Below are 11998 nucleotides of genomic sequence, written 5' to 3'. Positions count from 1 at the left end.
GTATGCAGCAGCGTATCGCCGCTAAGGGTCAGGGTGCCGGGAAAATGCAGATGCTCCTCGGACTTACCGTAGACGATCGGCGGAATGGCGTAGGCCGGGATCGTCGCCGGCAGCCTGGCGAGGGCATGGCCCGCCACGCCGGAAGATATCACGCTGTCCACCGAGCAGGGCAGATGCGGGCCGTGCTGTTCGATCGCCCCGGTGGGGAGGACGATAACCGTATTGCTTTTATCCGGCAGGGCGGCCACGTCCGTCCAGCTCAGAAAAGGAAGAAAGCGCGCGGCAGGAATGTAACCGTTAATCATCGCGGTGCCTCGGAGTTAAATGACGGGGGTAACCAGACGGTCGCTTCGACTTCAATCAGTACCGTGGCGTCGGGCAGCATTTCGCTGACCTGCACCACGGTGGAAACGGGCGGCTGGTCGGGGTAAAACAGCTTCCTGACCCGGCTGTAATAGGGAAAATGGTCAAGGTTGCGAAAGTACTGCACCAGTTTGATAACGTCGCTCATCTGCCCTCCCGTGGACGCCACGGTGCGGCGGATGCTCTCCAGGACGTACCAGCTCTGGGCGAGGATCGGGCCCTGTTTCGCATCGGTCGAAAATTCGCCGGTCGCCCCCAGCAGCTCCCGCACCGGCTCAGGCACATCCTGAAAGCCGTTGACGATGGTGCCGGTCAGGGGATTGACCGGAATAATGCCGGAGAGAAAGATAAAATCGCCGGCTCTGCGCCAGGCGGCATACCGCGCCAGCGGCGCCCCGGCGCCTGCTTCAAGACTCATGTGCCATCTCCTCCTGCCACACGCGCCGGTGGGTTAACCTGCCGTGGTTAACCACCAGACGGGCGGCGCTGTTTAAAGGCCAGGTAAAACGGTCGCTACCCGGGAAAATCACTACGCTGGCCGCCGCCCCGACGGCAAAGGGCGCCGCGTCTGCCGGCGAACCGGTTAGCGCCGCGCGATCGCAGATCAGCCGCGACTGCCGATCGAACAGGTCGCTGAGCTGAGCGCTGAACAGACCGCAGGCCAGGGTGTCCAGCGGGTCATAGCTCCCCGCCGGGCAGAAGGCATCCTGCACGTTGTCGCAGCCGAGCAGGGTGGCCACGCCGGCGGCCTGCGCCTCGTGCAGCAGGGTGATCCCCCGCTGACGCGGCGTGCGGCCGAACGTCGCATCCTGCAGCAGCAGATTGGTCATCGGCAGAGCGATAAGGGTGACGCCGTGCGCCGCCAGCTGGCGCAGGATCGGCGCCGCCTGTTCGTCGCTGCCGGCGGCCAGCGCGCAGCCGTGGCTGCAGCAGATATGTCCGGGAAAAGGGTGGCGGGAGAGATGATCCGCCAGCCAGGTCAGCCCCTGAGACACTTCGCTGAGCTCCTCATCAATATGCAAATCCAGATCCAGATCCCAGCGGGCCGCGCTGCACAGCAGATTTTCCATGGCGGTGGCGTCCCAGTTGGAGGAGTGGATGAAGCCGCCCAGCAGGCAGCGCTCTCCGCTGTTGGCGACCGTCCGGGCGATGGCCTCCGCTTGCGCCGGCTCGCGAAACAGGGGCAGCGGGACCAGCGCCACCCGCTCCAGGGTGATGCCGACGGTATCGAGGCGGGCGATCTCCTGCCAGGCGTCCGGCGCGTCGGCGGTAAACCAGTCGACATGGCTGCGCAAATGGGTCACGCCATTCGCTGCCGCCCGGGCCAGCGCGGCGGACGCCCGACGTTGAATATCCGCCCTGGTCCAGTGTCGGCGATCCTCGTGCATGGCGTGGATTGCCGCCAGCAGCCCGGCCTGCGCCGGACGGCAGCGTTCAATGGTAAAGGTCTTGTCCAGATGGGCATGGGGTTCCACCAGGCCGGGGAGCGTCAGGGCTCCCGCCAGGTCCCACAGGCCGGGAGTCGGCTGGTCGGTTGGGGTCAGTGCGGCGATCCGGCCGTCGCGAAAGGCCAGGTCCGCCAGCAGCGGTTCACCGTTGGCCTGCGTCGGCCAGCCGTCGGGCAGCGCCCAGGCCGGGAGTCGGGCGCGGCTGATACCGGTGAGCGGCGCGCAAGAGGAGGGGAGCGTCATCGTCAGTCTCCTCACAGATCCAAAACCAGACCCGGCGATTTCGCCCGCGAACAGCAGAGCGTGATCTGGTCGTTGCCGGCTTTCTCTTCCGCCGTCAGCACGCTGTCCCGGTGCTCGGGGATCCCGTCGAGGACCCCGGTAATACAGGAGCCGCACATTCCCTGTTCGCAGGAGAGCATCACCTCCACGCCGGCGTGCTGTAATACCTGAGCAATGGTTTGATCCGCGGCCACCTGCAGGCGCTGCCCGCTGGAGGCCAGCTCAATATAAAACGCATTTTTCGCCGCAGTATTATTTTCCGCCGCGGGAGTAAAACGCTCGAATACGAACTGCGACGGCGACCAGCGATATTCCTCCATGACCGACCGCAGTCGCTGGATAAAACCCTCCGGGCCGCAGGCTATTACTGCGGTATCAGGGTGGGGCACAGTTAAGCATTCGGGGACCCGCTGGCGAAGCGACGCGCCTTCCTCGCTGCAGTGAATGGCCACCGTGCCGTTCGCAGTCAGCTGGTTCAGGCGCGGGGAGAAGGCCGTCTGGCGCGAACTGGCGACATAATAATGCAGCTCCAGCGCCCCCTTTCTGGCGGCAATCGCTTCAGCCATCGCCAGCAAAGGCGTGATGCCGATACCGCCGGCAAACAGCAGGTAGCGCCCGGCCTGCGGCAGGGGAAAATGGTTGCGCGGCGGCGAAATGGCGAGCCGATCGCCGGCTTTGAGCTGCTGGTGCAAATAGCGTGAGCCGCCGGTGGAGGTGTCAGTCAGCCTGACGCAAATTTCATAAGTATTACTGCGGTCAGGCGTGCCGCACAGGGAATACTGCCGGGAGCCGACGCCGGGAATAATAATATCGATATGCGCCCCGGCGGAGTAGGCCGGTAATATTTCCCCGGCCGCCGTCTGCAAAATTATGGATAGGTTTCCCTGTCCGTTGGGGCGTATTTCCCCGACCGAGACCGAAATAAGATCGTGGCTGTGCATTACCGTTTACTCTCCCTCATTCCGCTGTCTGCAGGGCGGCCAGGGGCGGCGAAGAGATAACTCCCCTTCGCGGTGAACTGTCCGGCATGCAAGAAAATGGGTGAAACGATCGTTTCTCCGTTATGAATGCTACGGTATTGTGATAAAACTGTTGCGTCCAGAGCTTTGATTCGCACAACCCGTTGCAAAAAAGAGAGCACCCAAACCATGTTTGCCTTCTCCCGATTTCTGCTCTATTTCACCGAAGTGGCCCGTCAGGGATCGTTTCGTAAAGCGTCAGAGGCGCTGCATGTGTCGGCGTCTTCCATCGACCGTCAGATTTTGCGCGTGGAACAGGAGCTGGCGATGCCGCTCTTCGAGCGCCATCCCACCGGGCTGAGGCTGACCGCCGCCGGGGAGCTGCTCCTGCACGCGGCCAATAACTGGAAAAAGGACTTTACCCGGGTCTGCGAGCAGCTGGACGATCTGCGCGGGCTGCGGCGGGGGCATGTGCGCATCGCCACCATCGATGCCATTAACCGGCATTTCTTTTCGACGATGCTCAAAGAGGTGCATAAACATTATCCCAACATCTCTTTTACATTGACCACCATCAACAATATCCACATCCAGCAGGCGCTGATCTCCGGCGAGGCGGATTTCGGCATCATGCTCAATCCCCAGACCTCTCGTGAACTGCAGGTCCGGGCGTTTGCCGAGATGAATATGGGGATTGTGGTGCCCACCGGCCATCCGCTGGCCAGCCGCAGCGCGGTGCGCTTTAGTCAGTGCCTCGACTACCCCTTTATCCTGCCGTCCGCCCCATTGATGATCAGCGAGCCGGTGGAGGCGCTGGTGAACATCAGCGGCAACGAGGTAAAGGAGGTGGCGGTATCGAATAACATTCACATGATCCGCACCCTGATCAAAGAGCAGATGGGCATCGGCATCCTGTGCCGGCTGGATATTCTCGATGAAATTGAGTCCGGCCAGCTGGCGTTTGTGCCGCTAACCGATCCGCAGCTTAAGCCTTTCACCCTGGCGCTGTGCGTCTCGCCCGCCCGCCAGCTTTCCCTTGCCGCCTCGATGATGCTGAACCAGCTGGAGATGCTCTTCAGCCAACTGTGAAATGTCGGGCAGGCACTAAAATCATTCATTAGCGCACCATTATGGTGCGTTTCTTGTGGGTATGAATCAAAGGTTGCATGCCCAAGGGGGGCGGCGCAGGCGATTTCTCGCGGCCGCTCGCAGGCGTTTAAATCTGGCATTGTTTTTGTATAGCTGAGTGTGAGTAGAAGCGGTCAGTACGGGTTATCCATACGGGACATTGCTCAGTCACCATGTCGCGGTTCAATGTTGACCGGGATGGGAGGCTGAGCCACATTCGCTCGCTCCCCCTCCCGGCGTAAAGAGGAGAGGGATATGAAAACAGGCGCACGCCTTCCCCGGGGCATACGCTGGCTGGGCCTGATGGCCCTCGGCGGTGTCTCGCTGGCCGTTCAGGCCGAGGAGAAAATCGTTCTGCTGACCTCCTGGTACGCCCAGGCGGAGCAGGGGGGTTATTATCAGGCTCAGGCCACCGGGCTGTACAAAAAATATGGTCTCGACGTCGAGATCCGCTCCGGTGGACCGCAGGTCAACGGCATGCAGTTGCTGTTGTCGAAGCGGGCCGATGTGATCATCGGTTACGACCTGCAGCTGCTGGAAGGCATTCAGCGCGGCTTCCAGGCAAAGGCCATTGCCGCGCCCTTTCAGTACGATCCCCAGGGGCTGCTGACCCATGCCGATGTCACCTCCCTGCAGGGGCTGAAAGACAAAACCCTGCTGGTCTCCAGCTCCGGTCAGGCGACGTGGTGGCCGTGGCTGAAGGCGCAATACCAGCTGAGCGACGCGCAGGTTCGCCCCTATACCTTCAATATTCAACCCTTTGTCGTCGATGACGCTGTCGCCCAGCAGGCCTATGTCAGCTCCGAGGTGTTCCAGGTGCAGAAGGCCGGAGTGAAGGCGAACTTCTTCCTCTTTTCCGAGCACGGCTATCCCCCCTACGGCGGCATCCTTATCGCCCGCCCGGATACCATCGCCGAGCGTAAAGCGGCGATGGCGAAGTTTGTCCGCGCCTCAATGGAGGGCTGGGTGAGCTATCTCAAGGATCCGGCGCCGGGCAATGCGTTGATTAAGCAGGACAACCCGAAAATGACCGACGATCTGCTCGCCTGGGGCGTGACCCAGATCCGTGAGCATCACCTGATCGACGGCGGGGATGCCGCCAGCCAGGGCTGGGGGACGATGACCGACGCGCGCTGGCAGAAGACCCGCGACTTTATGGTCAGCGCCGGTCTGCTGGCGGCGGCCACCGACTGGAAACAGGCCTACACCACCGAATTTGTTCAGGCCATGCAGGTTAAACCCTGAGGAGCGACGCCATGTCATTAATGATTAAAAATGCCCATGCCATCCTCAGCGGTCTGCCCGGAGAGGCGGCGCGGCTGGCCGGGCCGGATATTCGCATCCGCGACGGCAAGATTGCCGCCATCGGCAGCCTGACGCCGCTGCCGGAAGAGCGACAGATCGATGCCCGCGACTGCGTGATCTATCCGGCGTGGGTGAACACGCACCACCATCTTTTTCAGTCGCTGCTGAAGGGCGAGCCGCAGGGGCTGAACCAGAGCCTGACGGCCTGGCTGAGCGCCACGCCGTACCGCTTTCGCGCGGCTTTCGATGAACATACCTTTCGTCTGGCGGTACGCATTGGCCTGGTGGAGCTTCTGCGCTCGGGCTGCGCCAGCGTGGCGGATCACAACTACCTGTACTGGCCGGATATGCCTTTCGATACCTCGGAGATTGTCTTCAGCGAAGGGGAAGCGCTGGGGATGCGCATCGTCCTGTGCCGGGGTGGGGCGACCCAGGGCCGGGCGGTGGAACAGGATCTGCCGGTGGCGCTGCGTCCGGAAACCTTCGACAGCTATATGGCGGATGTCGAACGGCTGGTCAGCCGCTATCACGACCCCCGGCCCGAGTCTCTGCGCCGGGTGGTGATGGCGCCCACTACCGTCCTGCACTCCGCGCCGGGCGCCCAGCTGCGGGAGATGGCGAAGCTGGCCCGCCAGCTGGGGATCCGGTTGCACAGCCATTTATCGGAAACCGTCGATTATCTCGACGCCGCGCGGCAGAAATTCGCCATGACGCCGGTGCAGTTCTGCGCGGAACACGACTGGCTGGGAAATGACGTGTGGTTTGCCCATCTGGTGAAGCTGCTGCCGGAGGAGATTGCCCTGCTGGGCCGTACCGGAACCGGCATCGCCCACTGCCCGCAAAGCAACGGCCGGCTGGGCAGCGGCATCGCCGATCTGCTGGCGTTAGAGCAGGCCGGGGTCCCGGTCTCGCTGGGGGTGGACGGCGCCGCCTCGAATGAAGCGGCGGATATGCAAAGCGAAGCCCATGCCGCATGGCTGCTGCAGCGCGCGCGCAAGGGGATGCTGGCGCAGCCGCGCTACGCCGGGGGCACCTTTGAGGGTGGGGCCGATGCGGCCACGGTGGAGGATGTAGTGCGCTGGGGCAGCGCCGGAGGGGCGCAGATCCTCGGCTTAGCGCAGAGCGGCACCCTGCAGGTCGGCATGCAGGCGGACCTTGCCATTTACCGGCTGGACGATCCGCGCTACTTCGGCCTGCACGATATGGCCATTGGGCCGGTGGCCTGCGGTGGGCGCGCCGCGCTGAAGGCGCTACTGCTCAATGGCCGCCCCATCGTGGAAGACGACGCCATTCCCGGTCTCGACCTTGACGCGATGCGTCACGACGCGCTGGCGGCCGTCCGTACCCTCCAACAGCGCGCCGCTGTGTAACTGATAACAGGATAATGACGATGACCTCAACCACCCAGAATCAACGCTACGCCTTACAGGAACTGGAAAAAGAGGCGCTGATGGGCGCCGAGGGCGAAGAGACCTTCGCCCGCGAAGTGCGCTGTATCGACCTGTCGAACTTTGCCGCAAGAAAAAATGACATTGCCGAACAACTGTGGGAGGCGGCGGTGGAGATTGGCTTCTTCCAGGTCAGCCATCACGGTATTCCGCTGGCGGATATCCGCCAGGCGTTCAGCATGACCGAGGCGTTTTTCGACCTGCCCGACGAGGTGAAGCGCCAGTATCCGCTGGCCGGTAACGCCGGCTGGGAAAGCAAAGCGCAGGTTCGGCCGTCGACCCGCACCCCGGATCAAAAAGAGTCGTATCAGATAACCCGGCCGTTGATGGCTGGGCGCTGGCCCAGCGATCGGGAGCTGCCAGGTTTCCGGCAGACGATGCTCGGGTTTGAATCGCAGTGCTGGCAGCTGGGGATGAAGATCCTCTCCTGCTTTGCTTTGAAGCTCGGTTTTCCGGAATCGTTTTTCACCACCGCGCACGATCCGCAGCGTGACACCTATCAGAGCACCTTGCGCATGCTGCATTACTATGCAACCGAGCAGTCGCAGCAGGGGATGTGGCGGGCCGGCGCGCACACCGATTTTGACTGTCTGACGCTGCTGTTCCAGCGCCCCGGCCAGGGCGGCCTGCAGGTTTGTCCCGGTAAAGACCGCGAAAGCCAGCAGTGGACCAGCATTGAGCCGCGGGAGGAGGTGATCACCTGCAATATCGGCGATATGCTGATGCGCTGGAGCGACGACCAGCTGCCGTCTAACTTCCATCGGGTGAGAAATCCGCTGCCCCATGAATATCAGGGGCCGCGCTACAGCCTGGCGTTTTTTTGCCAGGCCAATAAAGATGTCGAGATCCTCGGGCCGCAGAGGAAGTACCCGCCCATCAGCGCCGAGGATTATCTGCAGCAGCGGATCCAGGCCAATTTTGCCAAAGGGTAAGATGCTGCCTTGAGAGGTATACCTGCCGCCGGCTTTCGCTGGCCGGGCGGCAGGATATCTGGCGTTGGGCATTTCAGCTACCGTGTTAAGTTCCCTGGTGTCGTTGAAATAACTGAAGAACATCCCCCTAAGTGTCAGCAGCAAACTGCCTCGGTAAGGCCCTGGAAATCATGTCCTTTACGTCGTAAACGCCGTAAAGCCAGCTCACCGGGGGTAAAGGGATTTCCTTAACTTCTTTATTGCTGTTAGTGGGTTAATGCTAACCAGGGCAGGGGGCAGAATTTATAGCTCGGTAACCGGCTACGCCGGGCTTTCGGCGCCATTTGACTCCACAGACACATGTAACCTCATCTGGCGCCTCCATGCCGCTGACGCGGCATTCAGAAGCTTTCCGATGCTGTATTTTAACGTCTGCTCTGTGCCAGAAACGGATATCAAGAGCATAGCCAGTGTTAATTTATCGGGAAAAGGGATATTATCCTTAATAGCGTTTTTGGTTCAGAGTGAAGTATTGCATCCATTTCTCAATAATTTGAAGTGAGCTTGTGGTATGAATAATAATCTTTATCGTTTGATTGTTGACTTTCAAGATAATGTCCAGGTGGCTTTAAAGCTAATGTATCGGTCTGGAATTAAAATGCCATCAAGTTGCTATGAGTGGATTGAATCTGATATACCCAATTTTGGTGAGCTAGATGGTGGTGTCAAATATTATAAACATGGTGCTGGATGCAGGGTGGATCTAAACTCCGGGAGCGTAGATTTTGATTTTGGAGGGCGAGGCGAGGTAGGAGGGTTTAATTCTTGGTGGTTGACTAACTTTGCAGGGGAAAATCTAATAGATTACGGATTCAGAAATTTTGATGATGTCTCTGATCATTTAAAAAAGGCCCTAGATGATGGAGAACTGATTTTTCCAGATCATGATCTTTATTATTTTGCTAATGTCCCACATACTTACGCTATAGATACAGATTGCCGCTTCCCTGAGGACAGGCTCCCATGTCGCAATCACGACCGCGTATTAACATTACAAATTCATTATTTCGAAACAGCTGATCTTATGTTTAAAAATTACAATAAGCTCAACAAAAAAATGACAAAGAATGGCCATTTGAGTGAGAGAGAAAAATTTGATATGGGAATTTATCTTTCTACATGGTTAGGTTTTTTAGGTGTGGTCTGCGAAGGATTTAAAAGCTTAAACATGCGACTCTTACTCGATAATGAACGCCCTAGAGAATTTAAAGAATTATTACCAATTTCAGATGGCATCGGAAAATTGATGAAAGAACATTCGAACTCACTCAGGATATTTAGAAATAATGTTTTTCATCTTAGAGAAAGTACTGGCTTTATACATCATTTTTTTGATAAGGAAGTTGAGCGTCTTCCATGGGCAGGTGAATTACATATAGCACTTTCACATTTCTTTTCGCAGTATAGAATTTTTTGCGAAGTGCATTATGTTATTAATGGGCGTAAAGGAGAGAGCAATATGATAAAGAAAAAGGTAACACGCCCTAAGAAAGTTGCTTTGAGATATTAAAGATACATGCTAATGAGTTGAGCCATTCATCTTACCTAAAAACAATGTCTTCTTCTCTTCTTAATTGAGCTTGATGATTTTTCATAGCGTCCGCTTCGTGCCAGGAGCGGACATGCCTTGAAACTTAATTATGTCCTTCGCCCTTCAGATGACCAAAGCATATGTGTATGTTATGCTAAATGATGAAAGTATTTTTTATGATATCTTTATTAAAGATTAAAATATTACAGTTTCTTTTGATTTATCGAGGTTATACATGGCACCAATAGTTATCAATCCAATAAGTTATTCAAGATTCAATGCACTAGCTACATATGCTAGAAACCCACGAGTTAAATCCCATTCTAAGGAGTTAGAATGGTTCGAAACCTTCGACGGAAAAGTATTAGGCATGTTGTTGTTGGATACTATAGACTACGATTACACTGGAATTATATTCGCTCGAGATCTAAATAGAAAATATCGCTTCATTGATATGACTGAATTTGACGATAACAAAGCCAAAACAAAGAGGAGGTTATTAAATAAAATACGTGAATTACATCCATCAGCTGATGAGCAAGGAGTGCAAGGTGATGAGACTGTTGAAACAATGGATTTTTTTGTTGACCTTAATAAGCAAAACACCAACTCAGACTTTATTTTAGTAAAGGAATCGCCAGAGTATTCAGCGGCCAAAAACATTATAGAACCATTAATGAGATGGTACTCTGACATAGATGGGAATTTTGTAGAGCAATTTCAAACCACAGGGTTTAATCAAAGGGTCTGGGAGATACTCCTTTACTGTATATTTACTGAAAATGACTGCTTGTTCGATACTTCATTCAATGCTCCTGATTTTAACTTATCCTATGTTAATGGATTCTACAGCATACCATTCGCAATCGAGGCTACTACTGTTAATAAACCGGTAGATCGTAGAGGACTACCAATCCCAATACCAGAAGTAAACAGGGAAAATATAGAAGAATACAATAATCTTTTGGTAAATTATTTTCCAACTCGATATTCTGGACCTTTGCTTGCGAAATTGAAAAAGAAATATTGGGAGCAGGAGCATGTTACCGGAAAACCGTTTGCAATCGCTATAGCTGATTGTCAGTTTAAAGGTGCTGGTAATGTTAGTCACGACGCATTACCATTATATCTTTATGGTTTTCAACAAAAAGTAACATCCGAAGGTGTTGAGACGCGTGAAAAGATTGGTTGTCATATCTGGGGAACTAAGGAAGTTCCATCAGGTTTTTTTGAGCTTGAAGGGGCTGAAAACATTAGTGCAATATTATTTTCTCCATCGAGTGATATTGACAAATTCAACCGGATGGGGTTGAAAGATGGCTTTAATAACAATAAGTATAAAATCAGACGTACCGTAAAGTCACCTAATATTAACACTTGGGCGATCGAACACATTACAAAAATAATTCCAACCAAAAAATACACTGAGACTTGGGGTGAAGGTTTAGTCGTTTATCACAATCCTAATGCATTACATCCTTTCCCAATAAATATATTGCCAAATGCATCTCATTATCATGTAATTGATGGTAAGTTGGTTGTTGATTTCAATAGTCTTCCTATATTAGAAGACGTGTCAGAAATTATAATATAAAAAAGCTTTAATTACTCATGACAGTCCGCTCCTCGCTCACAGCAGACATTGAACTCCCAGCCAGGAGCGGACATTTTGAAAGCCATCAAGTCCTTAGCTTGATGCCCATCGGAATTGTTTACTTTACAATACCAGCTACGAACAGCCTAACTAAAGCCAGGTGATCACGTGCATTCAAACATGATTGAATACCTTAATATTTTCGTACAGGTTGTTGAGCAGGGCAGCTTTACCAGAGCCGCTGACATTCTGCAGATTCATCGTCCCACCGTGAGCAAAGCGATACAGCAGATAGAGGACGATCTCGGCGTAAAACTCATCCATCGCACTACCCGTAAGTTGAGCGTTACGGCTGAAGGGGAGGCGTTTTATCATCGTGCCAGGCTTGTATTGTCTGAAGTTAATGACATGATGGCGAGTTTTTCACCTACCCTTCCACCTCGGGGGCGGCTCAGGATTGATGTCCCGCTGGCGCTGGCTCACGCCATACTGATCCCTAATCTCAAACATTTCCAGTCACTGTATCCTGACATTGATGTCATATTGGTTTCATCGGACAAAAAAACCGATCTCATTACTGAAGGTGTGGACTGTCTTGTCCGCCTGGGTGAGCTTCAGGATTCGACTTTTATCTCCAGACGTCTTGGTGACATCAGGATGGTCACCTGTGCAGCCCCGTCTTACTTGCAACAATATGGACGACCGGAAACACTTGCGGATCTGGATCAGCATCGGGCAATAAACTTTTTCAGCGACCACAGTCGTGATGTGATGGAATGGAAATTTACTAAGGACGGGAAGATTGTTTCGTTGCGTCCCGTAGGCAGCATGCTGGTTGATAATTCAGATATTCTGCTCTCCTGTGGACTGGCGGGCCTCGGCATAATCCAGGCCACCTTTAACGCCCTTGCTCCACATATTGCTTGCGGCGCTCTTGAAGAGATTTGATCTTACCCGCGTAATATGGAC

Annotated in this window: 11 protein-coding genes; 7 read left to right on the top strand and 4 right to left on the bottom strand. The window is 54.9% G+C overall.

Annotation, left to right across the window (positions count from 1 at the left end; translation table 11 throughout):
• From KHQ28_RS24840 to KHQ28_RS24825, 4 genes are all read right to left on the bottom strand, one after another.
• Nucleotides 1-305, bottom strand: a 305-nt coding sequence (locus tag KHQ28_RS24840; RefSeq protein WP_211777716.1) for a creatininase family protein, incomplete at its 3' end; no start/stop codon positions are given.
• Nucleotides 302-781 (bottom strand): RidA family protein, encoded by a 480-nt coding sequence (locus KHQ28_RS24835; protein ID WP_032418873.1) that lies wholly within the window; start codon nucleotides 779-781, stop codon nucleotides 302-304. The genes KHQ28_RS24835 and KHQ28_RS24840, both read right to left, overlap by 4 nt.
• On the bottom strand, nucleotides 771-2054 hold the full coding sequence (locus tag KHQ28_RS24830; protein ID WP_032418874.1) for an amidohydrolase family protein: 1284 nt from the start codon (nucleotides 2052-2054) through the stop codon (nucleotides 771-773). The genes KHQ28_RS24835 and KHQ28_RS24830 overlap by 11 nt, the downstream gene beginning before the upstream one ends.
• Nucleotides 2055-2065: 11 nt before the next feature.
• On the bottom strand, nucleotides 2066-3034 hold the full coding sequence (locus tag KHQ28_RS24825) for a PDR/VanB family oxidoreductase (protein WP_029497079.1): 969 nt from the start codon (nucleotides 3032-3034) through the stop codon (nucleotides 2066-2068).
• 207 nt (nucleotides 3035-3241) lie between these two features.
• On the opposite strand from KHQ28_RS24825, the gene KHQ28_RS24820 reads away from it, so the two are divergent.
• The 7 genes from KHQ28_RS24820 to KHQ28_RS24790 all read left to right on the top strand — a co-directional run bounded on the left by KHQ28_RS24820 (nucleotide 3242) and on the right by KHQ28_RS24790 (nucleotide 11977).
• Nucleotides 3242-4141: a LysR family transcriptional regulator gene (locus tag KHQ28_RS24820; RefSeq protein WP_002908057.1), complete on the top strand. Its 900-nt coding sequence runs from the start codon at nucleotides 3242-3244 to the stop codon at nucleotides 4139-4141.
• Between the two features lie 294 nt (nucleotides 4142-4435).
• Complete coding sequence (locus tag KHQ28_RS24815; protein WP_004175804.1) at nucleotides 4436-5425, top strand: ABC transporter substrate-binding protein; 990 nt, start codon at nucleotides 4436-4438, stop codon at nucleotides 5423-5425.
• Nucleotides 5426-5436: 11 nt separating this feature from the next.
• Complete coding sequence (locus KHQ28_RS24810; protein ID WP_032418877.1) at nucleotides 5437-6855, top strand: amidohydrolase family protein; 1419 nt, start codon at nucleotides 5437-5439, stop codon at nucleotides 6853-6855.
• Nucleotides 6856-6875: 20 nt separating this feature from the next.
• Nucleotides 6876-7865: an isopenicillin N synthase family oxygenase gene (locus KHQ28_RS24805; protein ID WP_032418878.1), complete on the top strand. Its 990-nt coding sequence runs from the start codon at nucleotides 6876-6878 to the stop codon at nucleotides 7863-7865.
• Nucleotides 7866-8415: 550 nt separating this feature from the next.
• Nucleotides 8416-9414, top strand: a complete 999-nt coding sequence (locus tag KHQ28_RS24800; protein WP_065520979.1) for a hypothetical protein — start codon at nucleotides 8416-8418, stop codon at nucleotides 9412-9414.
• Between the two features lie 256 nt (nucleotides 9415-9670).
• Nucleotides 9671-11029 carry a hypothetical protein gene (locus KHQ28_RS24795; protein WP_032418879.1) on the top strand — a complete coding sequence of 453 codons (1359 nt, stop codon included), beginning with the start codon at nucleotides 9671-9673 and terminating at the stop codon, nucleotides 11027-11029.
• Nucleotides 11030-11209: 180 nt separating this feature from the next.
• Nucleotides 11210-11977 (top strand): LysR family transcriptional regulator, encoded by a 768-nt coding sequence (locus KHQ28_RS24790; RefSeq protein ID WP_136139857.1) that lies wholly within the window; start codon nucleotides 11210-11212, stop codon nucleotides 11975-11977.
• Nucleotides 11978-11998: the final 21 nt, after the last annotated feature.

It is taken from the genome of Klebsiella sp. 28 (assembly GCF_018223905.1).
Taxonomy (GTDB): Bacteria; Pseudomonadota; Gammaproteobacteria; order Enterobacterales; family Enterobacteriaceae; genus Klebsiella; species Klebsiella pneumoniae.
The sequence above is the reverse complement of the archived record's forward strand: the minus strand, read 5'-3'. Positions and strand labels throughout refer to the sequence as shown.

Bases quoted from the DNA above. Each gene is read 5' to 3' on its own strand.
- KHQ28_RS24835 (WP_032418873.1), bottom strand. From the start codon at position 781: ATGAGTCTTGAAGCAGGCGCCGGGGCGCCGCTGGCGCGGTATGCCGCC.
- KHQ28_RS24830 (WP_032418874.1), bottom strand. From the start codon at position 2,054: ATGACGCTCCCCTCCTCTTGCGCGCCGCTCACCGGTATCAGCCGCGCC.
- KHQ28_RS24825 (WP_029497079.1), bottom strand. From the start codon at position 3,034: ATGCACAGCCACGATCTTATTTCGGTCTCGGTCGGGGAAATACGCCCC.
- KHQ28_RS24820 (WP_002908057.1), top strand. From the start codon at position 3,242: ATGTTTGCCTTCTCCCGATTTCTGCTCTATTTCACCGAAGTGGCCCGT.
- KHQ28_RS24815 (WP_004175804.1), top strand. From the start codon at position 4,436: ATGAAAACAGGCGCACGCCTTCCCCGGGGCATACGCTGGCTGGGCCTG.
- KHQ28_RS24810 (WP_032418877.1), top strand. From the start codon at position 5,437: ATGTCATTAATGATTAAAAATGCCCATGCCATCCTCAGCGGTCTGCCC.
- KHQ28_RS24805 (WP_032418878.1), top strand. From the start codon at position 6,876: ATGACCTCAACCACCCAGAATCAACGCTACGCCTTACAGGAACTGGAA.
- KHQ28_RS24800 (WP_065520979.1), top strand. From the start codon at position 8,416: ATGAATAATAATCTTTATCGTTTGATTGTTGACTTTCAAGATAATGTC.
- KHQ28_RS24795 (WP_032418879.1), top strand. From the start codon at position 9,671: ATGGCACCAATAGTTATCAATCCAATAAGTTATTCAAGATTCAATGCA.
- KHQ28_RS24790 (WP_136139857.1), top strand. From the start codon at position 11,210: ATGATTGAATACCTTAATATTTTCGTACAGGTTGTTGAGCAGGGCAGC.